Here is a 25,876-nt window from a genome sequence, read left to right on the forward strand (position 1 = left end):
GTTTTCTTATTTGTTTGTTAGAAAACATAGCCCGATACAAAAATTAAAGAGGTCGGATTTCACTTACTCTATAATAATAGAGCAAGTGTCTGTATTAAAGCTGTCGTTTGACCAGATAAAGATTTCGATATTTTTTCACGTTGTGAATCAGTCAATCCATCTAAAAGCGGCTTTAACTCAGTAAGCTCCACTTCTAATTGATGAATATGGTCTGTCACTTCATTCACTTGTTTCGAAACGTGTTCATTGATACCGAGCAGCTTCTTCTTCTCCTCGATTTTCTCTTTAATCTCACAAAGCGGCATATGCATTTCTTTGCACTTCTCAATAAATTGTAATGTCTCAAATGCTGTTTCGTCGTAATAGCGATAATTAGATTGAGATCGCTCCGCTTTTAAGATACCTAGATTCGTATAATAATCAATCGTTCGTTTCGACACGTGAGCCATGAGAGCCAACTGTCCGATTCGATACACCTTCCCAACGATCTTCCCCCCTTGTTTATATTACTTACATCATACAACACATAAACTGTACAGTCAAACGTGACGGTTTATTATTCACAATTTATACAAAATTCCAATCTCCTCCTATGATGATTCAATACGAGTAATCTACACTTATACAATAAAATTACTAAACTACTACCTAATCACTACATTGTCTGCCACTTTTAACCTTTCTTATTTAAAAGCATATCCTACTAATAATGATTGCTTGTATAGGAGGGAATTAATATGAAAAAGACAATCATTTCTCATTTTTATAATGAAGAATACCTACTTCCATGGTGGCTTATGCATCACACGAAAATATTCGATCACGGCATTTTAATTAATAGAGGGTCTACAGATCGTTCCGTAGAGATTTGTAAACTATTAGCACCCCACTGGGAAGTACGAAATTCAAGATTTCTTGAGTTTGATCCAACTAATACTGATATTGAAGTGATGGAAATTGAAAGAGAAGTTTCAGGTTGGAAAATCGTTTTAAATACTACTGAATTCTTTTGTTGTAATAATACTGAAGAATTTTTTTCATCTCTTCATACACTAGGCCAAAACATGTATGCGATTAGAATGATTTTAATGATAGATAATCATAATTATAATTATTCAAAGCCTAGATATTCTATCCCCTTAGTAGAACAGCGATACCACGGTGTCTTCCCTTATAACCCAAATCTCGGATGTGCTTGGAGATTTATTCACAATCATCTAGACGGTGCATATTTACCTGGTAGACATCATTCGCGGCACGGATATATAATTTATGACTATCCTTCATTTATTTTAAAATTTTATTTTAGCCCTTGGAATGAACAATCAAAGGCAAGAAAATTACAAATTACACCTACCCTTTCAAAAAGGGGTGTTCAAATGGGACTTCAAACACATTACGGTCAATCTCCTGAAGTACTGGACATACGTTTTTTAGAGCTTAGTAACCTAACACAAGACCTCCGTCATAACCCTGAATATCAAAAATTATTTCCAAAATTCAAACCGTAATATTTTCTGCATCGTCATCACCTCAAACATTTTCATTCACTTAATCAAAAACAATCTCATTTGCATAAAACATGAATACTGTATAAATAATAAATTTTTATTTTAGGAGGAAAAAATGAAAGCTGTTATTCTTGCTGGTGGGTACGGTACAAGAATTGGGGAAGAAACACATTTAAAACCGAAACCTATGATTGAAATTGGAACAAAACCCATTCTATGGCACATTATGAGTTTGTATAGTCATTACGGGATTACTGAGTTTATTATTTGCTTAGGCTATAAAGGATATGCAATTAAAGAGTTCTTTCTAAATTACAACTTACACATGTCTGATTTCACAATACAGTTAAACGATAATACAATTACTACCCATTCTCATCGTGTAGAACCATGGAAAGTTACACTAATCGATACTGGTGTAAATACCGAAATGGGTGGCCGAGTGAAAAAGATTCAAAATTATGTCGGAGACGAACCTTTCTGCCTCACTTATGGTGATGGATTAAGTAATGTAAATATAAAAGAACTTATTACATTCCATAAAAAACATGGAAAAATGGCTACTGTTACTGCCGTACAACCTCCTGGTAGATTCGGTTCTCTCATATTAGATAAACAGTCTGTAACATCTTTTCAAGAAAAACCATTAGGTGATGGCGGATGGGTTAACGGTGGATTTTTCATTTTAAATCCTGAAGTTTTCAATTACATTAGTGGAGATAAGTCTGTTTTTGAAACAGACTCTTTAGTTCAGTTAGTAAATAAAAATGAATTGGCCGCATATCAACATTCTGGTTTTTGGCATCCGATGGATACATTGCGCGATAAAAATAAATTAGTCGAGCTATGGGAAAATAATAACGCTCCGTGGAAGGTTTGGTAATATGGCTTCATCATCTTTTTGGAATAAGAAAAAAGTATTTATTACGGGACATACTGGATTTAAAGGCTCCTGGCTCACCCTTTTCTTAAGTTCTTTAGGTGCAGAAGTAGTAGGCTTTTCTTCTCATCCCCCATCCATTCCTAACATTTTTGAACAAGGTAACGTAGCAAAAGAGTGCACGACAATGAAAGGCAATATTACAGATTACCATTCTTTATTTCATGCCATGAAGCAGCATAAACCTGACATAATATTTCATTTAGCAGCTCAGCCAATCGTAACCGCTTCATACAAAAACCCTATCGATACATTCAAAACGAATGTTTTAGGTACTGTTCACGTGCTAGAAGCAGCAAAGTCCGTCGAAAGCGTACGTGCCATTATTAATGTGACAAGCGATAAATGTTATGAGAATGACGGTAGTGGCGACCGAGCGTTCGTGGAAAATGACCGACTAGGAGGTTTCGACCCTTATAGCGCTAGTAAAGCTTGCGCTGAAATAGTGGCAACATCCTATCAAAAATCATTCTTCCGCACTAATACCCAGAAACTCGCCTCAGTCAGAGCTGGTAACGTCATCGGCGGTGGTGATTGGGCAGAAGATCGATTATTCCCTGATATCATTCGGGCATATTTGCACAATCATACTTTGTGTATTCGAAACAAATATGCCGTCCGTCCGTGGCAACATGTTTTAGATCCTCTACATGGCTATATCCTTTTAGCTGAGAAACTTTGGAATGATGCTAAATATGCAGAAGCGTGGAATTTCGGCCCAATGAATGAACCTAACAGAACCGTTCATGATGTCATTGAATCTGTAATAAAATTATGGAATAACCCACTAACAATCATTTCCTCCTCTACAAATACTCCTTATGAATCACCTGTTTTAACACTCGATAGTACAAAAGCAGTAAACAAACTCGGCTGGACTCCTAAGTTATCAACAGATGATTCTATCGCTTGGACTGTTGATTGGTACAAAAAATATGCATCTGGTGAAAATATAGAATCTTTCACACGACAACAAATCGATGCATTCAAAAATTTATAAAGGGGCTATAAAATGGAACAGAAAAAATGCCGTTTTTGCCACTCATTACTAACCAACACTTTTTTAGATTTGGGCGTTTCCCCTCTCGCTAATTCATTTGTAGCTCCTGAAAGCTCATATAAAATGGAACCTTTTTATCCGCTGCACACATTTGTTTGTCACTCTTGTTTACTCGTACAGCTAGATGAATTTGAATCCCCGCAAAATATTTTTCATAACTATTTATACTTCAGCTCTTACTCCTCAAGTTGGCTACTACACGCTAAACAATATGTAGAAATGGCGATTAAGCGTTTCAACTTAACGAAACATTCAAAAGTGATTGAAATCGCAAGTAACGATGGGTACTTATTACAATACTTTAAAAAAGAAAATATCGAGACATTGGGAATTGAACCCGCGAAAAACGTAGCAGAAATTGCTATCAAAAAAGGAATTCCTACTCATGTGAATTTTTTCAGTAATGACTTAGCAAAAAAATTGCCACAAGCTGATTTAATCGTCGCAAATAACGTATTAGCACATGTTCCAAACTTGCATGATTTTGTTGCTGGTTTAAAAACACTATTAAAACGTGATGGCACGATAACAATCGAATTCCCGCACTTATTAAACCTTATATCCTTTAACCAATTTGATACCATCTACCATGAACACTTCTCCTACTTCTCACTTATAAGCCTTCAAAAAATTTTAGCTCATCATCATTTACAAATTGTTGATGTAGAAGAGCTTTCAACACATGGTGGTTCATTACGTATTTTTGTAAACCATCTAAGTTCCCAATCCACTATCCATTCCAACGTTACAAACTTACTCCAAAAAGAAGTCAATCACGGACTCGATACATTAGATTGCTATCTCCTTTTTTCTAAACGAGTGGAACAATTGAAAATAAATATTTTAAAGTTTTTTATCAAAGCAAAAGCTTTAAACAAACAAATCATCGGCTACGGCGCTCCGGCTAAAGGAAACACCCTGTTGAATTATTGCGGAATAGGTAAAGAATTTTTAGCGTATACAGTAGATAAAAATCCTCACAAACAAAATCTCCTTTTACCAGGAACTCGTATTCCAATAAAATCTCCAGCAGAAATTAAACGTACAAAACCGGATTACATTCTCATACTTCCTTGGAATTTGAAAGACGAAATTATAAAAGAATGCTCTTTCATTCGTGAATGGGGCGGTAAATTTCTAGTGACAGTTCCAGAAGTTGAGGTGATTGAGCCATGAAGAAAGTTGTTGTAACAGGTGGTAGTGGCTGGATAGGTAAATATGTTGTAGATTCACTTATACAAAAGGGATACGAAGTGCACGCCACGTATAATAAAAATAAACCCTCTCACCTCCCTTGCCACTGGCATAAAGTAAACTTGCTCCGCAATGACGAAGTAAAACAATTCATTTACGACGTTCAGCCTAGCCATCTCATTCACCTTGCTTGGGAAGCAGTGCCACCAGCATGCTATGTATCTATTAATAATTACTATTGGCTAAAGTCTAGTATTTCATTGATTCAGCACTTTACAACATGCGGCGGAAAGCGTGTTGTCGTTGCAGGTACTGGCGCAGAATACGAATGGTTTAACGGCGTATTATTTGAAGATTCACCGCTCCTTTCCTATAAAACCCCGTATTCTTTATGTAAAAACGCACTGCACTCCTGGCTAGAAACGTATGCACAACAAACAGGCCTCAGCATGTGTTGGGGCCGCATTTTTCATATGTATGGACCTCACGAACAAGGTAATCGGCTCGTTTCTAACATTATCACTTCCTTATTAAAAAACGAGGAAGCACTATGTACACATGGAAAACAATCGAGAGATTTCCTCCATGTGAGTGACGTCGCTGACGCTCTCGTAACAATATTAGAACACGGCGTTACAGGCACCATCAATATCGCTTCTGGTCAATCTGTACAAATTAAAGAGTTAGCTTCTATCATTGCTAAAAAGATAGGAAAAGAACATTTAATTAAACTAGGTGCAATCCCTTTCTCTAAAGATGAACCTTTATTTGTCGGGGTTAATGTAGAACGTTTAAAAACTGAAGTAAACTGGAAACCAACATACGATCTAAATACAGGAATAGAAGAAACAATTTTATGGTGGAAATCATTTATACAAAAACATAACGATATGCATCATTAAAACGTAAATCCTTCGTTCCTCTCGCTAATTCCTTATACCATTCTTCTAATCTTTCCGGCGTAACAATATGATGCGTACCCATTCCTCCATGCTTACTAGCTTCAGAAAGAGTCAGACCAATTTGTAACTTTCTCTTTCTCATCGCATCATTCCACGGACTAAACCCAAACCATAATATACAGGCAAGAGGTGGATAAATCATCGATTCATGCGCAGATAAATGTCTTCCAACCGTATAACTTCCATGCTCATGATTATGAATAAATCTTCCCCTTCTCCATAGTCTCCACTCCTCTGGTAAATAACCATGAAATCGCTGTTTCATTAAAGGTATTCCAAAGTTAAGTTCCGGATAATTATAGTTAGGATCATCGACCATAATAAGCCCTTCTAGCCAATACATCCTACCTCCCAATTCATCTAGTGATTTCCAAAACTGATTTTTATCTTGCATGCAAAGAAACTCAGTCGTATTTAAAATCATTTTCCATCCTTGTACTTCTTGTTCTATCCTCATCACTTCATGATCTGTCGCATATGCATCAAACTCTGGATTTACAGAATCTCGCACTTCCCAATGCGGTGCGAATTTTTTACAAATCTCAACGGAACGATCTGTTGAACCTTTATTAATTAAAATACCATGATCAAAAAGTTTCGTATGATGCATAAGCCACCATGGCAATAAATATTCTTCATTGTAAAAATGCGAAATAACGGTTGTAGTTATAATAATCTCCTCCTCTTTCTCTATTAATCTACTTTTTATCCTACAACCAATATACTCATAAGCAAAAATATGTTTCCTAATTATTGATCAAATATTATTAATATTTTTGTAAGTTTTCCTTTGGTACCCAGCCCTTCTCACCATCTCTTCCTTCGCCCCAAACCCATCCATTCAATTCTTCTAATCCAATCACTCTTTCTCCAATACTCACATTTAATTCTTTCGCAGTATATTGTTTTATAATAATTCCTGTTCCATTCATATCTTTTTTTATAATTTGCTCCGGAACCCATCCTTTCCGGTCATATTTCTCTTCGTGACAAAACATCCAGTTTTCCCAGTTTTCCGGACCAGCGTAACTCTCTATCATTTTCACTACATCCCCCTCTTCTAAGCGAATTGGATTAGGATAATTGCTAACATGTGATTTTATAACGATATATTTCATAACAACCTCCAATAATCAGAAAATTAAGTTATAATATCATTATAACTTAAAGAGGAGGAATGCACGCATGTACTACAACACTTCATTCGAAAACGATCAACCTGTAGCCCGTCTATAAACTAAGACGGGCAATCATATAACACATACACTACGCCTCGTCTTAGGGAACTCATAATACCCTAAAAATAGACGGAGGTACTTTACATGAAACAAACAATTTTAGGAGCTATATGTTTATCACTAGCAGCAAGTATATGGGGTGGTATGTATGTTGTTAGCAAATACGTACTCGATTTTATCCCACCACTAACACTCGTTTGGCTACGCTTTATCATTGCTTTTGTTGTTTTGTATGGCATTTTGAAACTAGCTGAGAAAAAGCAAAAGAAAAAAGTAACCATTCGCAAAAAAGATTGGCTCCTATTCGCTTGGATTGGATTTATCGGCTATTTCATTTCGATCACATGCCAATTTATCGGAACAAAATTATCCGACGCTCATACAGGCTCGTTAGTTACATCAGCTACACCTGCATTTATGGTTATATTTGCAGCGCTCATTTTGAAAGAAAAACTAACCGCTCGTAGACTTTTATCTACTATAATAGCGACAATCGGCGTCATTATCGTAATCGGGTGGGATATTGAAATTGGCTCCTATTTTATCGGAACAATCATTTTAGTTGGAGCCGCTATTACGTGGGCTTTACTATCTATTTATGTAAAGATCGCTTCAATCCAATTCTCATCCTTAGTTATTACAACGTATGCCATATTCTTTTCACTCTTTTTTATTACACCCTTTATGATATGGGAACTACAAACATCCTCTATCGGAACAGTAAATACGTACGTAATATTAGGCGTATTATACTTAGGTATTGTCTCAACAGCAGGTGCCTTTTTCCTTTGGAATAAAGGATTAGAATTAATAGATGCAAGCATCGGTTCCTTATTTTTCTTCTTCCAACCTATTGTTGGATCATTACTTGGCTGGCTCTTATTAAATGAGACATTAAATAGTAACTTTTTTATTGGCGGTATTCTTATTATATGTAGCGTTTTAATTACTACTTTTGAAAAGAAATAAAAAGCAGGCAGAGATTCTTAGTCTCTGCCTGTTCGCATTATTGGATCTTGGTCGTGAAAACCAATACAAATCGGTATATTACTTTGCACTTCACTACGTACACTTATAAAACTACACAGCGTTTTAGCAATTAAATATAAAGTTACACCGACTGCTTTTTCACTTGTGTCAAAGCCATTTCCATTATACATATCTGCTAATTCTACAGACCCCGGCCCCTCAATATTATATGTCCATTCAGATGCCCAATCATCGTCCTCTTCTTCAAGTGGAATATATTCCTCACAAATATAAAACTGACTATCCCATTCGTTATCAAGGTCATACTCAAAATAAATCGCTTTTGATTCTTCATTAGTAGCCATTTCTACAGCTGCATCCAAACCTACTCGAATACTTTTCTTATATGACTCTAAATCAATTGCTTTAATTCGTTCTGCATATTCTGCAGACGCTAACATGCTACAAATTTCAAAATACTTCGCTTCTATTTGCTCTACTGCTAACGAAAAGACATCCTCTTGCATCTCTTCTAAATACTGAAATATATCCACACTAAACACTCCTCACTCTTTACGCACTCCAATGCGATGGACGGGATAACATTTTCGGTAATTTCGTATGCTTATCCCCTTTCGCTGCGTTAATTTGAACTTGCGTCAGAAAAATACTATTTGTAAAATCAGCCCCGCGAATATCTGCATCTCTTAAATCTGCTCCGATAAGATCTGCTCCTCTTAAATTTGCTCCATTTAAGTTAGCCGCAATTAAGTAAGCACCCCTTAAATTTGCACCTTGTAAATTTTTCTTTTTCAAATTTGCTCCCATAAGATCTGCTCCGCGGTGAATGATTCGTTTCTTACGTGCAGTATTCATTTCCTTCCATACTAATTCGCTCGTTTCTAAAAGAAGAATGTTCACCTCTGCCCTATGCATTGGAACATTTATTTTCATTAACTCATCTGGATTTAAATTCGAAAGTCGCTCTGTCTCCTCAATTGCGGTCTCCAGCTCTTTATGAATTGGCTGTGTTGCCTTTAAAAGAATCGCTTCATTCAAATACCAAAGCATTTCATGAAGTTGATGCATAACCGGAAAAGCATCGTACATTTTTCTTGCATGCTTTGCATCTTTCCGCCAATCAATCCCTTTAAACGTACCCTGAGAAATCTTCTGCCCAGCACCGAAACACTCAAATACTGTACAACCTTTATAACCTTTTCCTCTAAGATTTTTATGTATACTACATTTAAAATCTGATTGTAAGTTAGAACATGGTTTACCACCATCTTTATTCACTGCAAAATCTACCGATGCTGCGAACGGTAATGCAACGCAACATAGACCGAAGCATTTTTCGCAGTTTGCTTTTAAATGATCGTTATGATTAGTCAAAATCTATACCCCCTGTTGTCTTTTGACTATTTCATAATATTCCAACTGTAATAAATAATCAATTTTAAAATAAACCAGCATCTTTCGTTTCAATTCATAACTTTATCATTCGATTTCCTTTCAATTGAAAAGGACTATTTCTATTTAATGAATTATAATTAAATTATAAATTTTCTAACTAAAAAGGAGACTTATTATGGCACTAGAAATGAAATCAAACTGTCAAATTTGCGATCAATCGCTCGAACAAGATTCTGAAGCATACATTTGTGTATATGAATGTACATTTTGCGCACCATGTACAGAAGAAAGACATAACGTTTGTCCAAACTGCGGCGGCGAATTAGTACGTAGACCGAAAAAGAAATAATAAAAAGCAAAGCGATATCGCTTTGCTTTTGTTTAGGCATCTGAAATTATATATTTAAAAACTTCACACAAACAGGCTCTGGCACAGCAACATCAGATTGTAAAAGTGTTAACTTACCTGTAGATTCATCTCTTGAAAATAACACAAGATTATGTGACTTTTCATTTGTAGCAACAAGAAACTTTTCAGTAGGATCTAATACAAAGTCTCTTGGCCAATTTCCTTCTGTAGATGTATGTTCCACAAATGCAAGCTCACCTGAGTTTTGATCTACGCTATAAACAGCGATACTATTATGACCACGATTACCTGCATATACAAAGCGGCCGTCAGAAGAAATATGGATAGCACTGCCTTGACTATTTTCATCAAATTGTTCTGGAAGAGTAGAAATATACTGTAATTCTGTAAAGGATCCTTCTTCCGAGTTATATGTTAGCGCAATAACCTCTGAACTAAGCTCCGTCATTACATAAGCGTATTTTCCATTTGGATGAAAAGCAATGTGTCTTGGTCCACTTCCCGGATTCACAGACAGGCTATTCACTTCTATTAATGTACTATCTTTTACTTCATACGTAATTATTTTATCTATCCCTAAATCAACGCCCACTACATATTTTTCATCAGGAGTGTACCCCGCGTAATGTGCATGTGGTTTTTCTTGTCTTTCTTTATTCGGACCTGAACCTTCATGTGCCATAATAGATGAAGCAGGATTTACAGTTCCATTTTCTTCATTTATTTCAAAAGACTCAATCGTTCCTTTATGGTAATTTGCTGTAACTACTGTATGATTTCCACTATCAACACTAATATGACAAGGAGAAGCCCCTTCTACTACTTGTCTATTTTTCGCTTTTAGTTCTCCAGTATGACTATCAATGGAATAAGCAGCTACACCGCCAGATTCGCCTTCCTTAACAACAGAATAGAGATATTCATTATTTCGGTTAATCGTTACATATGTAGGGTTATCCAGCTTAGCAGTAAGTGTTACATTACCAATTTTTTTTGCTTCCGTGTCTAAAATAAACTTATATATTCCTTCGCTATTTTCTTTCGTGTAAGTCCCAACATATCCGATAAACTCTTTGTTATCCTTCATTTTCATAACCCTCTCTCCCTATATTTTTCGTTCATCATACTTCTTAAAATATTTTATGTTGAAAGAGTATCCAAAAAAATCGGAGTACCTCTTTATACGTTACCATATTTTATTGGTAAATAACTTTTAAACCCACTTTTTTTGATACGCTGCTATACTTTCATATTCTTCTTCCAATTGACGGGACAGACGAATATAGATTGGCGTTAAATCTTTATATTTCTCCACACTTTCCATGTTTGGCTCATGATGAAAATCTGCACCTACCATTTCAGAAACTACGGATAATGTATCTATTTCACCTAAACTATATAAACCGAGGATTGCAGCTCCTAAGCAAGAGCTTTCGAAACTTTCAGGAACATATACGTCTTGATGGAAAATATCCGCCATCATCTGTCTCCAAAGTTCCGACCTTGCAAAACCGCCTGTCGCTTGAATTTTTTTCGGTTCGCCAATTAGTTCTTTTAAAGCGAGAAGAACTGTATATAAATTATAAATTACCCCCTCTAAAACAGCACGGATAAGATGTTCTTTCTTATGATGCAATCCGAGTCCAAAGAAAGATCCTCGTGCATTTGCATTCCATAAAGGAGCTCTTTCCCCTGCTAAATACGGGTGAAATAATAAACCGTCAGATCCAGGATTCACTTTTGCTGCTATTTCAGTAAGCACCTCATATGGATCTTTTCCTAAGCGCTTTGCAAGTTCAATCTCTGAAGTGCCCAATTGGTCACGAGCCCATCTGAAAATCATACCACCGTTATTAACTGGGCCACCGATTACCCAATGGTCTTCAGTTAACGCATAACAAAAAATTCTACCTTTTGGATCTGTTACAGGACGATTTGTTACAGCACGTATCGCACCGCTTGTACCAATTGTAACAGCCACAACGCCAGGATCTATTGCATTTACACCTAAATTAGATAGTACTCCATCACTCGCTCCTACTACAAAAGGCGTAGAAACAAGTACATTCATCTCTTTGGCAAACTCTTCATCTAATCCTGTTAAACTGTGCGTTGTTGGAACAAGCTTTGAAAGCTTTTCATCTGTAATTCCTGCTACATGTAAAGCCTCTTCATCCCACTTTAAAGATTTTAAATTGAACATTCCTGTCGCTGATGCTATAGAATAATCAATTACATATTCTTTATATAACTTGTAAAAAACATATTCTTTAATAGAAATGAATTTATAACTTTTTGCGAATAACTCTGCTTGCTCATTCTGTAGCCAAACTAATTTCGAAAGTGGTGACATCGGATGAATTGGTGTCCCAGTACGAAGGTAAATTTCATGACCATTCATATCATTCTTTATTTTCTCCGCCCAGCTTGCACTTCTATTATCTGCCCAAGTGATACATCTCGTTAACGGCTTTCCCTTTTCATCTACAGCAATGATACTATGCATTGCCGAACTAAAAGAGACACAAAGAATATCATTCGGCTGTACACTACTTATTCGTACAGTTTCTTTAATCGTATTTATTACTGCATGAAAGATTTCTTCTGGGTCTTGTTCTGCTGTTTCAGGTGTAGGAGAATATAAAGGATATTCAATTCCATGACTAGCAATAACAGATCCATCAGTAGAGAATAGAACTGATTTTGTACTAGTTGTCCCAATATCTACACCAATCATATATTTTGAGCTCACCATCTCTTCCTCCTAACAAAAAATTGCTACAGTATCCCACCATAAAAATACATTCCTTTTATCTATTGATAACGTTGTATGCTACAATTATCTAAATAGAAACATCTTTATCTTAAACAAACATATCGAGTAGTAAAACGCCTCCAAAAGCGATAAATGAAAGTAACGTTTCTAATACTGTCCATGTTTTAAATGTTTCTTTCACTGTTAAGCCTAGGTATTCTTTTACCATCCAGAACCCAGCATCGTTTACGTGAGAAAACATTAACGCTCCTGCACCTGTTGCAATAACGAGTAACTCTAAGTTCACACCTGTCGTATTTTCAACGATTGGCGAAACGATACCGGCTGCTGTTGTTAAAGCGACTGTCGCTGACCCTGTCGCAATTCGAATTAACCCAGCTACTATAAATGCTAATACAATTGGAGATAGAGCTAAATGCTCAGACATTTGAGCAATAGCATTCCCTACCCCACTATCGATGAGAATTTGCTTAAATCCCCCACCAGCACCAATAATCGCAACAATTGAACCGATTGGTAATAAGCTATCTTCTGTTATCTTCTTAATAGCTTTTTTATCGATACCTTGACGAAATCCAAGAAAATAGAACGCCGCAAAACATGCAATCAATAGTGCAATTATAGGACTACCGATTAATGTGACAATCTTCATCAAAGTATTAGAAAGAGGCACATAAGGAGCTGCTGCAGCTAAAACCATTAACATAACAGGTAACAATATAACTAAAAATGAAACTCCTATTCCTGGTAATTTCGTTGATTTTGTATTTACACGAATCAATTCCGGCTCATTTTCAGGAATTACACGTTTGTGAATCCATTTCGCAAATATAGGACCTGCAATAATCGCTGCAAAAAATGTAATAATGAGTGAATACATTAGTACCTTCCCAAGATTCGCTTTATAAATACCAATTGCAACTATGGCCCCTGGATGCGGAGGAACAAGGCCGTGTACGACAGATAGCCCAGCAATTGCTGGTAATGCTATCAATAAAATATTTTGTTTCGTTGTTTTATGAATTGAAATTACTAACGGCAGTAATATTAAAATACCTACTTCAAAAAACACCGGGATTCCAATAATAAAACCTGCAATTAACATCGCCCATGGTAAGTTTTTTATCCCAAAGGATTTAATAAAGAACTCTGCCACTTGCATTCCAGCACCTGACTCTGCCATCATTTTCCCTAAAATTGTACCTAATACTAAAATACCTACTAAATGCCCGAGAACACTGCCGACTCCCGTTTCATAAGCACTCACTATTTTATCCATTGGCATCCCAGACATAATTGCTAAAAACAAACTTGCAATCGTTAAACTAATAAATGCATGCCATCTCCACCACGATACCCCTAAAATAACAATTACGATTGATAATAATGTAATCATTAAAAGGTACATATTCATACGCAGTTCCACCCCTTTATGTAAACCCTTTCAAAATTGCTATACAATTAAGAGAACCTATATAGTTCTTTCATGAGTAAGAATTTATATATCGATATACAAATCATCTTCACAAAATAATAATTTATACAAAAAGAATCTCCCTTATCAGAGATACATGTTAACTCACCTCTCTGATAAGGGGATTTCTCTTCCATAATTATAATGTTATTGTGATAAACGCTTCGCGCGATCAATTTTCCCTTTTTTAAAAGTGAATGACACTTTCTTCTCTTGCTGTTTTCACGTAGTAAGACTACAAACTCAGTATCCACTTTAAACGATGAAGTTACTTAGGATTTGTCTTCTCATGAAAAACAACTTTCGGAAAGCACCTTCACTTTCATAACATTATAATTTAGGCGCTTTCGCCCAATCAGCAGCAAATTTCTCAATACCTTGGTCTGTTAATGGGTGCATAGCAAGTTGTTCAATTACTTTATAAGGGATTGTTGCAATGTGAGCACCTGCCATCGCTACACGAGTTACATGATCTGGATGTCTAACAGAAGCCGCAATAATTTGTGTATCTAGTTGATGAACATCGAATAATTCAGCAATTTTAGCAACTAATAGTACACCATCTTCAGAAATATCATCTAAACGTCCTAAAAATGGAGAAACGTACGTTGCACCTGCTCGAGCAGCTAAAAGTGCTTGGTTCACCGTGAAAATAAGTGTAACATTCGTTTTCACACCTTTTTCAGTAAGGTAGCGACAAGCTTCTAATCCTGCTAACGTCATCGGAAGTTTAATTGTAACTTTTTCATCGCCACCGTTAATTTTAATCAGTTCTTCTGCTTGGGCGATCATCTCTTCAGCTGTAACAGCATCTGGCGTTACTTCTGCCGAAACAGATTCAACTTTAGGAACTGCCTGACAAATTTCTGCAATACGGTCTTCAAATTTAATGCCCTCTTTTGCTACTAAAGAAGGATTCGTTGTAACACCAGCTAAAACTCCAAGTTTATATGCTTTTTTTATATCCTCAAGATTTGCAGTATCAATAAAAAATTTCATGATTAATTCCCTCCAGTTTTTAAACGTTGATGAGTTACATGTTTAATATGCTTATCCCGTAAAAGCCCGATTTGTGTGGAATGAAGCCCCTACTTATTAAAGTTTCACTTTATTTCTTTTCTACTGCATGTCCGCCAAATTCATTGCGCAGAGCTGCTACAACTTTTCCTGTAAATGTATCATTGTCTAATGAGCGGTAGCGCATTAATAGAGACATTGCGATAACAGGAGTTGCTGTTTGAAGGTCTAATGCTGTTTCTACTGTCCATTTTCCTTCACCAGAAGAATGCATAACACCCTTAATCTCATCCAGTTTTGCATCTTTAGAAAATGCATTTTCTGTTAATTCCATTAACCAAGAACGAATGACTGAACCGTTGTTCCATACTCTTGATACTTTTTCATAATCGTAGTCAAATTCACTTTTTTCTAGAATCTCAAATCCTTCACCAATAGCAGCCATCATACCGTATTCAATTCCGTTATGAACCATTTTTAAGAAGTGACCACTACCAGCTTTTCCAGCATATAAGAATCCATTTTCTACAGCAGTATCGCGGAAGATAGGTTCAACGATGTCCCAAGCTTCTTGATCTCCTCCGATCATGTAACAAGCACCATTACGAGCGCCTTCCATTCCACCAGAAGTTCCTGCATCCATAAAGTGAATGCCATCTTTCTTTAATTGCTCATATCGGCGGATAGACTCTTTATAATGTGAATTACCAGCTTCAATTAAAATATCTCCTTTTGATAAAAGTGGTGTAACCTCATCAATAACAGAATCAACAACAGCGTGTGGTACCATTACCCAAAGAATTCTTGGTGATTGTAATGACTGAACAAGTTCACTTAAACTAGATGTACCTGTTGCCCCGTACTCTTTCATTTCTTCTACTGCGCTCGTATTTAAATCAAACGCTACTACTTCATGTTTATGATCCATTAAATTTTTCCCTAAATTTAATCCCATTTTACCTAACCCAATTAATCCTACTTGCATAATATAATTCCTCCTCAAATCATCTTTTATTAAAAATCCATATCACTACAATCTGGAATACCTTTCAGCACTGAAATGTTAGTATGTACAGAAAGGTATTCACAGTCATAGCTTAAGAATTCAACACATTTTTTGTAATTTGAACAACATTTTCTGTCGTAAATCCAAATAGATTCATGACTTCAGCTCCAGTTCCTGAAGCTCCAAATGTTTCAATTGATAGTACTTTTCCTTCTTGTCCTACATAACGTTCCCAACCGAGAGATACACCCATCTCAAGAGATACTCGTTTCGTTATAGAAGACGGAAGAACGGATTCTTTATATTCGTTCGATTGGCGATCGAATAACTCCCAGCTCGGCATTGCAACGATGCGAACAGAAACTTGATCTTCTTCTAATTTTGCTTTCGCACTAGCAGCTAAGGATACTTCAGAACCTGTCGCAATTAAAATTACATCCGGATTTTCATTTGTTTGTGTTAATACGTAAGCTCCTTTAGAGAAATTCTCTATGTTCGCTTTCGTTTCATTAAACACCGGTAAATTTTGACGACTCAGTACTAAAACGACTGGACCATCCGTTTGCTGTAAAGCATACGCCCAAGCACTTGCTGTTTCATTTGCATCTGACGGGCGGATAACTGTTAAACCAGGAATTGCTCGAAGAGCTGCCAATTGTTCAATTGGTTCATGCGTTGGACCATCTTCTCCTACAGCAATCGAATCATGTGTAAATACGTAAGTAACAGGTAACTTTTGCAGTGCAGCCAGTCGAATGGACGGACGAAGATAATCATTAAATACAAAGAATGTACTTACGAAAGGTTTTACTCCTCCATGAAGCGCCAATCCATTCGCTGCAGCGCCCATTGCATGTTCACGTACACCGAAATATATATTTCGTCCAGCATATGATTCTACTGCATATACTGCTTCACCTTTTATATCTGTCATCGTAGAATGAGAAAGATCCGCACTTCCACCGAAAATAGAAGGAATCGATTTCACATAATGATTAATAGCTTCCCCACTTGCAACACGAGTGGAAATCGTTTTTTCAGTATCAAAAGATAGAATGTCTTTTGCTTCAATTAAAACCTCACCTGTAATCGCTTTTTCTAATTCATCTGCCAGTGTAGGATTCGCTTCTCTGTATAAGTTGAACTGCTCATTCCAGTCATTGTCTTTTTCAATACCTTTTTGTTTTAGTTCATTAAAATGAGCTTTTACTTCTTCAGGTACAAAGAAATCTTCCTCATAATCCCAACCATACACTTGTTTTGTCGCTGTCGCTTCTTCTACTCCAAGCGGATTACCATGTGCTTTGTTCGTTCCAGCAACTTTTGGACTTCCATAACCTATAATGGTTCTAATTTCTATAAGAGTAGGTTGATCCGTATTTTCTTTCGCTGATTGAATAGCTTTTGTAATCGCATCAACATCGTTTCCATCTTCAACTCTTACATATTGCCAATGTACAGATTCTGCCCTTTTCTGAATATCTTCAGAGAAAGCAATGCCTAATTCACCATCAAGTGAAATTTCATTTGAATCATACAGTACAATTAACTTGCCAAGTTTCATATGTCCTGCCATTGACATCGCTTCATAAGCGACACCCTCCATTAAGTCACCATCTCCGACTAAAGCATACGTATTGTGATCTATAATAGAGTGACCATCCTTATTGAACTTCGCTGCTAAATGAGCTTCTGCCATTGCCATTCCTACAGCATTAGCAATCCCTTGTCCTAACGGGCCTGTAGTCGCTTCAACTCCAGGAGTATGCCCAAACTCAGGATGTCCAGGTGTTTTACTATTTAACTTTCTGAAATTTTTCAAGTCATCAATTGAAACGTCATATCCAGCTAAATGAAGTAGGCTATATAACAGACTAGATCCATGTCCCGCCGATAAAACGAAACGATCACGGTTAAACCATTCTGGGTGATTAGGATTGTAATTTAAATGATTCGCCCATAATGCATAAGCCATTGGTGCTGCTCCCATCGGAAGACCTGGATGACCTGAGTTTGCCGCATTAATAGCATCAATCGATAACGTACGAAGTGTATTCACTGCTAATTGATTTATGTTTTGTGTCATAGTAATCGTCCCCCTAAATGCTTTCATTAAAGAAAGTACTTATTTTTCCGTCTCTTGATCTAACCACCATTTAAATCCACTTTCTTGTAACAGTTCATTAGACGCTTCTGGACCATATGAACCAGACTCATATTCATGAAGCGGTAATAAGTTTTCCTCGAACGCTTCAAGAATTGGTTGTACCCATTCCCATGACAATTCAACTTCTCTCCAATGTGCAAAGAATGTAGCGTCTCCACTCACAGCATCATGAATGAGTCTTTCATACGCTTCAGGTACTCCCACATCCGCTTGCTCACAAGTAAAGTTAATACGCATCGGTTCAATTTCTCCATTTTTCAATGGATTTTTACTGTTTAACTGTAATGAAACGTTCTCACCTGGGCTAATTTCAATTATTAATAAGTTAGGTGCTGCATTTGGATTATTATCTTGATATTGCTGTTTTAACGTATTTTTAAATTCGATTACAATACGAGTAGACTTTTCTTTCATTCGTTTGCCTGTTCGTATATAGAAGGGAACGCCAGTCCAAAATGGATTATCGATCCACAGGCGAGCAGCAACAAATGTGTCTATGTTAGAAGAAGGATTTACTCCTGGCTCCTCTTTGTATGCTACAACTTGCCCGCCTTTTATCTCACCTGCAGCGTATTGTCCGCGAATGATATGGCTTTGAACGTCTTCTTTTTTCACTTTACGAAGCGTTTCCATTACCTTTCGCTTTTCCTCTCGAATTTCACATGCATTAACCTTTTCCGGCAGATTCATAGCAGTCATCATTAATATTTGTAACATATGATTTTGAACCATATCTCGAATGGCCCCTGCCTGGTCATAATATCCTGCCCTTTCTTCAACCCCAACTGTTTCACTCGCTGTGATTTGCACATTCGCTATATGTTCTTTATTCCAAATTGATTGGAGAACAGGATTTGCAAATTCTAATGCTTCAAGGTTTTGAATCATCGGTTTACCTAAATAATGATCAATACGGTATATCTCGTCTTCTTCAAACGTGCGACTAAGCTTATCATTCAGCTCACGAGCAGATGTAAGGTCGTGCCCGAATGGTTTCTCAATCATCAGACGTTTCCATCCATCCGTTTTATCAAGTCCGCTTTCCTTAATATTTAAAGCAATGGTCTCGAAAAATTCAGGAGCAACTGAAAGATAGAACATTCTATTCCCTTTTATATGTAGTTCTTCTTCCCTTTCACGAACGACTTGTAATAATCTCTCATAATCTTCCGGCTTACTCACATCTAATGGACAATAGCGAAAATTATCTAAAAAGCCTTCCAGTTCCGGAGTACCTTCTTCCCTCTGACGAGAAAACGTCTCTATTGATTCTTTTATTCTTTCTTGAAAATCTTCATGAGATACTTGACGTCTTCCAAGCCCGATAACAGATATTTGCTTTGGAAGCTTTTGATCTCTATATAAGTTATATAGTGCGGGGTAAATTTTGCGTTTCGCTAAGTCCCCTGTCGCTCCAAATAAAACAAAGGTCATTGATTCCAAGTTCAGTCCCCCTCTTGTTGTATAATCCTCGTCGATATACTAAAAATGAATTGTACAGAAGCCCCTGTTTTTATAAAAAAACAAAGAGTTATCAAATTCCAATTCTTTTTATACCTTTCGCTTTCTAATTGTCCCCAATATTAATAGTGGCAATTCAAAGCATTTCTACCACAACTTACTTATTTATAGAATTCAACAAAACATTTTATATCAGATTACTTTTAGTAATTAAATAATCTTATGTATAGTATATTAACCACATAAATTATTATCGTCAATAAAAATGTCTTGAATTACATACGATTTATTTCGTAATACTTTTCTAAGTGTATTCCTAGTTACCATTCATTTTCAAAGATAATGATCGTTATAATAAATATCATTTTTATCAAAATATTCAATTAATTTAGCACTAAACTCACGAGCAGACGTTACATTATAACCAAAAGGCTTCTCTATAATAAGACGATTTAATCCTTTTGTAGCTCACAATCCACTTTCTTTCCTTCATTCATATAAATCTATACTTTTCATATTTCTACTCAAAATTGATAGGCAATACTGTAACACCACATTGTTGCCTATTGTAATCGTTATAACTTTCTTTGTGCTACGAGTGTTATTATAAATCGGCCATAACATGAATAGCAGTACGTACTTTAAAGTGATGTAGCACTTTAAAATACCTATACTAAGTGAGTAATAATAAACATAATGAATAAATCATGCTGCAAAAATAACATCTACCCTTTCTTCAAAAAGCTTTACAGTAGTTTTTAGAAGTACGTTACATTATTTCATTTCATGCACTTTCCCCTTCTCTATATAAAATTCTCACTAACAAAATTCAAAATATTATACTTATTTTTCGTACTTTGCTATGCTATAACCACAAACAGGAGGTATAAACTATGAAAGCACAAATTATCCATTCTTTTGGGGATTCATCTGTATTTCAATTAGAAAAAGTTTCAAAACCAAAACTTTTACCAGGTCATGTTCTAATCGATGTAAAAGCAACAAGTGTAAATCCAATCGATACAAAAATGCGTAGTGGGGCCGTTTCAGCCGTCGCTCCTGAGTTTCCAGCTATATTACACGGCGATGTAGCTGGTATTGTTATTGAAGTAGGAGAAGGTGTTTCGAAATTCAAATCAGGGGATAAAGTATACGGATGTGCCGGAGGTTTTAAAGAAACTGGAGGTGCACTTGCAGAATTTATGCTTGCTGATGCACGATTAATTTCTCACAAACCTAATAATTTAACAATGGAAGAAGCTGCTGCTCTACCATTAGTTGCAATTACAGCTTGGGAATCTTTATTTGATCGTGCAAATATTAAACCTGGTCAAAATGTTCTCATTCATGGAGCTACTGGTGGCGTAGGACACGTAGCCATTCAACTAGCTAAATGGGCAGGCGCTAAAGTTTTTACAACAGCTTCTCAGCAAAACAAAATGGAAATAGCCCATCGTTTAGGAGCCGATATAGCTATTAATTATAAAGAAGAATCTGTTCAAGAATATGTACAAAAACATACGAACGGAAACGGATTTGAAGTTATATTTGATACAGTAGGCGGCAAGAATCTTGATCATTCTTTTGAAGCTGCTGCGGTCAATGGAACTGTCGTAACTATTGCAGCTCGTTCAACCCATGACCTCTCTCCTTTACACGCAAAAGGACTCTCTCTGCACGTTACTTTTATGGCATTAAAAATATTACATACAGATAAGCGTAATGATTGCGGAGAAATCTTAACGAAAATAACGCAAATTGTAGAAGAAGGAAAACTTCGTCCATTGCTAGATTCTAAATCTTTTACGTTTGATGAAGTTGCACAAGCACATGAATATTTGGAGTCAAATAAAGCAATAGGTAAAATAGTTTTGAAAAACGTTTGGTAACTTTCACTAAATAAAATGTTTGTTGTTGGGAAATAACAGCGAGATCGCTTCGCCTTATCTTTTTCTTAAGAGGCGTGCCACAACCTTAAAAGCTTTCCATCCTTTACAACAAGTAAAAAAATAACAGCTAAATTTTGAGGTGGGGGTCTTACTGCCCAGCAAATAGCGGGATAACATTCAAAAAAACCTTGCAGAAAAATTCTACAAGGTTTTTGTCTATAAATACAAATTAATCACTATATTAAAATGAAAGAGTTTGTAATTCATCACAATAATATTAAATATACGCTGCTTTAAAGGCTTGTTGGACAGCTTGTACTTCTAATGAGTCTTTACCATATAAGTTCGTTGCTACACGAATACAAGCTTCTTTTAATTCTTTAAAATCAGAAGTCATATTTAATTCATCCGTATTTGCATAATAGAAAATATCAAACATTTTATCTTCTCCAATGCCATGTACGTTTACTCCATTATGGCTTCCACCACTAGCAATCAAGTAAGCTACTTTATTAATAATGCTAGAGTTCGTGTGTACACCACCATGATCGTGGTCAGCATCAATAGGTAAGTTATTATAATGCCTATAATCCTCTGGATATCTAGAAGAGATAGATGATGGGTTTTTCATATCTCTAAAAATACGACCTGATTGTTCTCCCATTGTCCAATTGAACTTTCCGTTATTGGCATACTTTTCAACGGCTACTCCTAAAATATCAGATAACGCTTCATTAATTGCACCAGCTTCTCCTGCGTACTCAAGTCCAGACTCATTTCTTGTAACCGCGTGTGTAAATTCATGTCCTGCCACATCAAATGCTCTAACAATTGGATCTCCGTATACTAGCATAGCGCCATTACTAAATGCATTAAACCACTGCTTAGGATTTCCTTTATTCGTACCATTTGTGTTCCAACCATGAACGACAGAAATTACTTTTTGTCCGTTATTATCAAAGCTGTTACGGCCATATTTTTCTTGATAAAAATCATATACTTTCGTTGCTAAATAATGGGCACTAACTGCTTTAGGATCTGTAAAATTTGTAGAATTACTTGTTACTAAATCATCGAGATAACCCCATACATTTCTTCTATAATTATTATAATCTTTATAATTAGCAGTATATGTTTCAATTCCCTTACCACGAGAATAATCTGCAAGCATGTACATTCCATCACTTCTTTGTGTAATTCCAAACGTACGATTAATACCTAAGTCATCTTTTCCTGTACCTGTTAATTTTGAAGGATCTGTTGATTTATTTGATGTCGCAGATTGGACAATACTACTCTCTACTTGTATACCCAATTTTTGAACGAGTTCTTTTAATAGATTACCACCAAAAGCATCAATTAATACTGTACCGGATACATATTCAGGTGTAGATGCACTAAAAGTAATTTGATATGCGTTTGTAGCTTTATTTGTATTTTCATCTACATATACCACTTGTTTAATTTCTGGTTCTTCGATAAATGTGAGATCATTTCCATAGATGTTGAAAAGCTGTTTCTTTGCATCCTCTTCTGATAGAGTAATAGGTTGTTTCAAATCTTCCTGTTGTTGTAAATTTTGGGCACTATCTCCCAAAACGCTCGTAAGTACACCATCATCATTAATATGTGCTGTTAGTTGATATCCGTATACATCACGTCCTTCATACGTTTGTTGAAGACGTACCAATGTAGTACCATCATAAGATTTACGACTTTGCGTAACATTATAATTAACTTTGGATTCCGTATTAACTTGCTTTGATGATAATGCTTGTTCTGTTTGTCCTTTTAGTGCATCCTTTGCTACATTTTCTGCCGAATTTTGAGAAGGTGCTGTTAAATTACCTGTTCGGAACGTATCTTCCTTTGTTTCCACTTTTAAATCTTCTGTTTCCGCATGTACTCCTCCATAAGGCATAATCGCCGATAACACCACTCCTGTAGTTAAACCTACCTTTACGAAATTATTCATATTTTTACCCCTTTATAATCGTATTATTAAATTAAATAAATGTATTTTAGAATTTTAAGCATAGATAAAAAATTTTAACTATAGCCAATCGTTTTTACATACCTCTACATACATAGGTTAATAGATTGGTTTGCTACTTTTTTAGATTCAATTCATTTCTCAAAAATTATTCATTATATAAGCTATCTTTATATTTATTCATATACGTTATTTTTTGTGGTTCTGATAACATATTTATTGCCATCCACACATTCTTTTTCATTTCTAATTTTTGCATTGGTATCTCTTTTAAAAACTGATTACCTATAATCGCTTCCATTTCTTCATCAATTCTTTGTATAAGATTTTCTTCTGGATTATTTTGCAAAGAAGTATTTTTCAATCCCCATTTTGTTATTATAAATTCATTCATTTTATTCATAGGATTAATAATAGTAGCTTTACTAGTTAATCGTTTTTTTATTTCATCATGATAGATTTTAATTCTATATCCCTCTTTTAGTGGAATGATATCTTTTACAATTGTTACATTTGTTCCTTCCATTTCCTTCGTATAAATTTTTTCACCTTTTTCATTAAAGACCTCTATCGATGCATATTTTTCACCTGCATAATAGCTATGAGGCGTTTTAGTAGTAATCGTAAAAATAGCTCGATTTTGCTCTAAGTCTGTATTTAATACGGCAAACTGGTCATCTCCTAATCCTAGGAATTGAATCGTTTCATTTACCAACTTACTCACTTTCATTTCGTTAATATCAATCTTTAGACTATTAACTTTTTCTTTTACATAGGCATAATACGAACTGAAATGGTACATACTATTCGTTTTCCCACCTGAAATTTCAACCGTATACACTCCATTTGGTACGTCTTGTAAATTGATATCTGTTGTTTCAATTGTTTTCTCTTGAATAACTGTATTCCCTTCTTTTAATTTAATTTTTCCTCCTTTTAATGTATCTATTTCATTTGTATTTAAATGGATATGCAAATTCCCTTTTAGCCCAAGTGGAGCAATTTGCTGATTCGTAACTATTTCGAAGTTGGAGTTTATCGGAATATCAGAATCAACTATAGCTCTTGCTTTCGCTAATTGTGATTCAGGCACTATATAAGCTAAAGAAGTAACAGCCGGAAAACCTTTCGCCCTATTCATCTCTATTTGTTTATGATTAAGCTTAAAGCCCCACCTTTCAAAAACAGGTGTAAAATCAACTTGTCCATTCTCACTATAATACTGATTCATTAAATCTGGTAAAGAATGGTCACCTTTTTTGAAAGCAGCATTGCTAGCTAGTTTTCGATAACCTTGATACATTTTTGCAAATGCTTCATCGCCAGCTTTTTGTTTCGCCATCGTTAAAAGAATAAGTTTTTGTCGTAAATCTAAATCATCATAATTTTTATTTTCTTTCATTAAAGCATTATATAAATTCCGTTCTACCTGTTCCTTTTTCCCGAAATTAAACAACCAACCAAGTTGATCTGCTTTTTTGCCGTATTTACTATATTGATATTGAACACCAAATAGATTATTAGAAACTTCTCCTGTAAATATTCCTTGATTATCAAAACCAGCTTGGTATCCATGAGCGATTTCATGTAAAGTTCCCCAACTTAGTTTATCTAACCACATCTTTGTACTATCTGTACTATTCGCTGTCCAATTTGTGCCATAATAGGCACCGCCAGCACCAGATATATCTGCTTTTAAGAAATAACGATTTTGACTTTTTTTATTTTCAAACGTTGAGCCATCTAAACCAATAATTGAATCATACATCACAAAAATATCTTCATAATACGCAATTAACTCATCCAATGATTGAAAATCTTTTAAAGATCTTACTAACTCTTTATCTTTTTTAGGTACAAATAATTGAAAACTCTCCCCTTGAAGTAACGCATACTCTCCATCAAATTGATCCCATGTACTAAAAAATTGAGATACACTTCCTTGTTGTTTATAAATGGGAAGGGGTTTAGTAGCACTTTCATTCCCTACTTGGTACTCAAGTACAGCGTGCTCTTCACCATACGGAGTATCTATGAAAGGAACTAAAGACGTATCACCTTGGATAGTAACCCATTCATTTCCTACTTGTATGGATTTTTCATTTTTTGAGTCATTAGACAATAAACGTAATGTTAATTTGTCTTTAAAATTAGGATTTGTTTGTCTTACCTTTAATGGTGTATTTCTCTTCAAAATAAATCCTAAATCTTGTCGATCATGATATTTCCCCTTACTTATGCCCGCCTGAAATATCCAAGTAGGCTCTTCTAAACTAGTAATTTTTTTTGCATTTATTCGTTCATCAGCATGTAAGTGTATATTTCCTATGAGGAAAAACATTGTATACATTAGGCCTATAACAAGTAACCTTTTCATTTGCATATCTCCTTCTCTATTTTTTTATATACAAAATACAATAAAGCCCTCCTTCT

At 35.6% G+C, this 25,876-nt stretch carries 22 protein-coding genes and 1 pseudogene; 8 read left to right on the forward strand and 15 right to left on the reverse strand.

Annotation, left to right across the window (positions count from 1 at the left end; all coding sequences use genetic code 11):
* Window positions 1-68: 68 nt before the first annotated feature.
* Complete coding sequence (locus N2V80_RS16540) at window positions 69-476, reverse strand: MerR family transcriptional regulator (RefSeq protein ID WP_000285635.1); 408 nt, start codon at window positions 474-476, stop codon at window positions 69-71.
* Between the two features lie 261 nt (window positions 477-737).
* On the opposite strand from N2V80_RS16540, the gene N2V80_RS16545 reads away from it, so the two are divergent.
* The 5 genes from N2V80_RS16545 (at window position 738) to N2V80_RS16565 (ending at window position 5,607) form a co-directional block, all read left to right on the forward strand.
* Window positions 738-1,511 (forward strand): glycosyltransferase family 2 protein, encoded by a 774-nt coding sequence (locus tag N2V80_RS16545; RefSeq protein WP_000750974.1) that lies wholly within the window; start codon window positions 738-740, stop codon window positions 1,509-1,511.
* 115 nt (window positions 1,512-1,626) lie between these two features.
* Entirely contained in the window at window positions 1,627-2,394 is a 768-nt protein-coding gene (gene rfbF, locus N2V80_RS16550) for a glucose-1-phosphate cytidylyltransferase (RefSeq protein ID WP_061655947.1), read from the forward strand.
* A gap of 1 nt (window position 2,395) precedes the next feature.
* Window positions 2,396-3,451 (forward strand): CDP-glucose 4,6-dehydratase, encoded by a 1,056-nt coding sequence (gene rfbG / locus N2V80_RS16555; protein ID WP_061655948.1) that lies wholly within the window; start codon window positions 2,396-2,398, stop codon window positions 3,449-3,451.
* 12 nt (window positions 3,452-3,463) lie between these two features.
* Complete coding sequence (locus N2V80_RS16560; protein ID WP_000435771.1) at window positions 3,464-4,687, forward strand: class I SAM-dependent methyltransferase; 1,224 nt, start codon at window positions 3,464-3,466, stop codon at window positions 4,685-4,687.
* Window positions 4,684-5,607 carry an NAD-dependent epimerase/dehydratase family protein gene (locus N2V80_RS16565; protein ID WP_061655949.1) on the forward strand — a complete coding sequence of 308 codons (924 nt, stop codon included), beginning with the start codon at window positions 4,684-4,686 and terminating at the stop codon, window positions 5,605-5,607. The genes N2V80_RS16560 and N2V80_RS16565 overlap by 4 nt, the downstream gene beginning before the upstream one ends.
* Here N2V80_RS16565 and N2V80_RS16570 read toward each other — a convergent pair.
* A complete protein-coding gene (locus N2V80_RS16570) occupies window positions 5,576-6,376 on the reverse strand; it encodes a glycosyltransferase family 2 protein (protein WP_080451002.1) in 801 nt (266 codons plus the stop codon). The two genes, N2V80_RS16565 and N2V80_RS16570, sit on opposite strands and share 32 nt — an antisense overlap.
* A gap of 58 nt (window positions 6,377-6,434) precedes the next feature.
* Complete coding sequence (locus N2V80_RS16575; protein WP_000875283.1) at window positions 6,435-6,785, reverse strand: SH3 domain-containing protein; 351 nt, start codon at window positions 6,783-6,785, stop codon at window positions 6,435-6,437.
* Between the two features lie 204 nt (window positions 6,786-6,989).
* Between N2V80_RS16575 and N2V80_RS16580 the strand changes: the two genes are divergently transcribed.
* Entirely contained in the window at window positions 6,990-7,874 is an 885-nt protein-coding gene (locus N2V80_RS16580; RefSeq protein ID WP_000814736.1) for a DMT family transporter, read from the forward strand.
* Window positions 7,875-7,891: 17 nt separating this feature from the next.
* On the opposite strand, the gene N2V80_RS16585 is transcribed toward N2V80_RS16580, so the two are convergent.
* Together N2V80_RS16585 and N2V80_RS16590 are read right to left on the reverse strand one after the other, a co-directional pair.
* Window positions 7,892-8,428, reverse strand: coding sequence for a hypothetical protein (locus tag N2V80_RS16585; RefSeq protein ID WP_000350931.1), 537 nt, complete (start codon window positions 8,426-8,428; stop codon window positions 7,892-7,894).
* 19 nt (window positions 8,429-8,447) lie between these two features.
* On the reverse strand, window positions 8,448-9,269 hold the full coding sequence (locus N2V80_RS16590) for a pentapeptide repeat-containing protein (protein ID WP_000181431.1): 822 nt from the start codon (window positions 9,267-9,269) through the stop codon (window positions 8,448-8,450).
* Window positions 9,270-9,465: 196 nt separating this feature from the next.
* On the opposite strand from N2V80_RS16590, the gene N2V80_RS16595 reads away from it, so the two are divergent.
* Entirely contained in the window at window positions 9,466-9,639 is a 174-nt protein-coding gene (locus N2V80_RS16595; protein WP_061655176.1) for a DUF1272 domain-containing protein, read from the forward strand.
* 46 nt (window positions 9,640-9,685) lie between these two features.
* On the opposite strand, the gene N2V80_RS16600 is transcribed toward N2V80_RS16595, so the two are convergent.
* The 8 genes and pseudogenes from N2V80_RS16600 to N2V80_RS16635 all read right to left on the reverse strand — a co-directional run.
* Complete coding sequence (locus N2V80_RS16600) at window positions 9,686-10,753, reverse strand: lactonase family protein (protein WP_080450912.1); 1,068 nt, start codon at window positions 10,751-10,753, stop codon at window positions 9,686-9,688.
* A gap of 120 nt (window positions 10,754-10,873) precedes the next feature.
* Complete coding sequence (gene gntK / locus N2V80_RS16605) at window positions 10,874-12,415, reverse strand: gluconokinase (protein ID WP_000254931.1); 1,542 nt, start codon at window positions 12,413-12,415, stop codon at window positions 10,874-10,876.
* 109 nt (window positions 12,416-12,524) lie between these two features.
* The gene (gene gntP / locus N2V80_RS16610) at window positions 12,525-13,850 is read right to left on the reverse strand and encodes a gluconate permease GntP (protein ID WP_001057623.1); all 1,326 of its coding nucleotides are present in this window, start codon (window positions 13,848-13,850) and stop codon (window positions 12,525-12,527) included.
* Window positions 13,851-14,240: 390 nt separating this feature from the next.
* Window positions 14,241-14,909, reverse strand: a complete 669-nt coding sequence (gene fsa, locus N2V80_RS16615; protein ID WP_000667676.1) for a fructose-6-phosphate aldolase — start codon at window positions 14,907-14,909, stop codon at window positions 14,241-14,243.
* 109 nt (window positions 14,910-15,018) lie between these two features.
* Window positions 15,019-15,912, reverse strand: coding sequence for a phosphogluconate dehydrogenase (NAD(+)-dependent, decarboxylating) (gene gnd, locus N2V80_RS16620; protein WP_001195925.1), 894 nt, complete (start codon window positions 15,910-15,912; stop codon window positions 15,019-15,021).
* A gap of 112 nt (window positions 15,913-16,024) precedes the next feature.
* The gene (gene tkt, locus N2V80_RS16625; RefSeq protein ID WP_000193046.1) at window positions 16,025-18,019 is read right to left on the reverse strand and encodes a transketolase; all 1,995 of its coding nucleotides are present in this window, start codon (window positions 18,017-18,019) and stop codon (window positions 16,025-16,027) included.
* Between the two features lie 39 nt (window positions 18,020-18,058).
* On the reverse strand, window positions 18,059-19,543 hold the full coding sequence (gene zwf, locus N2V80_RS16630) for a glucose-6-phosphate dehydrogenase (RefSeq protein WP_000445359.1): 1,485 nt from the start codon (window positions 19,541-19,543) through the stop codon (window positions 18,059-18,061).
* Window positions 19,544-19,894: 351 nt separating this feature from the next.
* A pseudogene (locus N2V80_RS16635) lies at window positions 19,895-20,047 on the reverse strand (glucose-6-phosphate dehydrogenase); the annotation flags it as partial.
* A gap of 407 nt (window positions 20,048-20,454) precedes the next feature.
* On the opposite strand from N2V80_RS16635, the gene N2V80_RS16640 reads away from it, so the two are divergent.
* Window positions 20,455-21,450, forward strand: a complete 996-nt coding sequence (locus tag N2V80_RS16640) for a zinc-dependent alcohol dehydrogenase family protein (RefSeq protein WP_061655177.1) — start codon at window positions 20,455-20,457, stop codon at window positions 21,448-21,450.
* Between the two features lie 277 nt (window positions 21,451-21,727).
* On the opposite strand, the gene N2V80_RS16645 is transcribed toward N2V80_RS16640, so the two are convergent.
* Both N2V80_RS16645 and N2V80_RS16650 read right to left on the reverse strand, forming a co-directional pair.
* Entirely contained in the window at window positions 21,728-23,425 is a 1,698-nt protein-coding gene (locus N2V80_RS16645) for a M4 family metallopeptidase (protein ID WP_061655178.1), read from the reverse strand.
* A 166-nt stretch (window positions 23,426-23,591) separates the two neighbouring features.
* On the reverse strand, window positions 23,592-25,820 hold the full coding sequence (locus N2V80_RS16650) for a putative mucin/carbohydrate-binding domain-containing protein (RefSeq protein ID WP_061655179.1): 2,229 nt from the start codon (window positions 25,818-25,820) through the stop codon (window positions 23,592-23,594).
* Window positions 25,821-25,876: the final 56 nt, after the last annotated feature.

This window comes from Bacillus sp. FSL W8-0640, assembly GCF_038007725.1.
Taxonomy (GTDB): Bacteria; Bacillota; Bacilli; order Bacillales; family Bacillaceae_G; genus Bacillus_A; species Bacillus_A cereus.

What these genes read in the sequence shown, in the direction of transcription:
- N2V80_RS16545 (WP_000750974.1), top strand. Translation starts at nt 738, where the DNA reads ATGAAAAAGACAATCATTTCTCATTTTTATAATGAAGAATACCTACTT.
- rfbF (WP_061655947.1), top strand. Translation starts at nt 1,627, where the DNA reads ATGAAAGCTGTTATTCTTGCTGGTGGGTACGGTACAAGAATTGGGGAA.
- rfbG (WP_061655948.1), top strand. Translation starts at nt 2,396, where the DNA reads ATGGCTTCATCATCTTTTTGGAATAAGAAAAAAGTATTTATTACGGGA.
- N2V80_RS16560 (WP_000435771.1), top strand. Translation starts at nt 3,464, where the DNA reads ATGGAACAGAAAAAATGCCGTTTTTGCCACTCATTACTAACCAACACT.
- N2V80_RS16565 (WP_061655949.1), top strand. Translation starts at nt 4,684, where the DNA reads ATGAAGAAAGTTGTTGTAACAGGTGGTAGTGGCTGGATAGGTAAATAT.
- N2V80_RS16575 (WP_000875283.1), bottom strand. Translation starts at nt 6,785, where the DNA reads ATGAAATATATCGTTATAAAATCACATGTTAGCAATTATCCTAATCCA.
- N2V80_RS16580 (WP_000814736.1), top strand. Translation starts at nt 6,990, where the DNA reads ATGAAACAAACAATTTTAGGAGCTATATGTTTATCACTAGCAGCAAGT.
- N2V80_RS16595 (WP_061655176.1), top strand. Translation starts at nt 9,466, where the DNA reads ATGGCACTAGAAATGAAATCAAACTGTCAAATTTGCGATCAATCGCTC.
- N2V80_RS16600 (WP_080450912.1), bottom strand. Translation starts at nt 10,753, where the DNA reads ATGAAAATGAAGGATAACAAAGAGTTTATCGGATATGTTGGGACTTAC.
- gntK (WP_000254931.1), bottom strand. Translation starts at nt 12,415, where the DNA reads ATGGTGAGCTCAAAATATATGATTGGTGTAGATATTGGGACAACTAGT.
- gntP (WP_001057623.1), bottom strand. Translation starts at nt 13,850, where the DNA reads ATGAATATGTACCTTTTAATGATTACATTATTATCAATCGTAATTGTT.
- fsa (WP_000667676.1), bottom strand. Translation starts at nt 14,909, where the DNA reads ATGAAATTTTTTATTGATACTGCAAATCTTGAGGATATAAAAAAAGCA.
- gnd (WP_001195925.1), bottom strand. Translation starts at nt 15,912, where the DNA reads ATGCAAGTAGGATTAATTGGGTTAGGTAAAATGGGATTAAATTTAGGG.
- tkt (WP_000193046.1), bottom strand. Translation starts at nt 18,019, where the DNA reads ATGACACAAAACATAAATCAATTAGCAGTGAATACACTTCGTACGTTA.
- N2V80_RS16640 (WP_061655177.1), top strand. Translation starts at nt 20,455, where the DNA reads ATGAAAGCACAAATTATCCATTCTTTTGGGGATTCATCTGTATTTCAA.
- N2V80_RS16645 (WP_061655178.1), bottom strand. Translation starts at nt 23,425, where the DNA reads ATGAATAATTTCGTAAAGGTAGGTTTAACTACAGGAGTGGTGTTATCG.
- N2V80_RS16650 (WP_061655179.1), bottom strand. Translation starts at nt 25,820, where the DNA reads ATGAAAAGGTTACTTGTTATAGGCCTAATGTATACAATGTTTTTCCTC.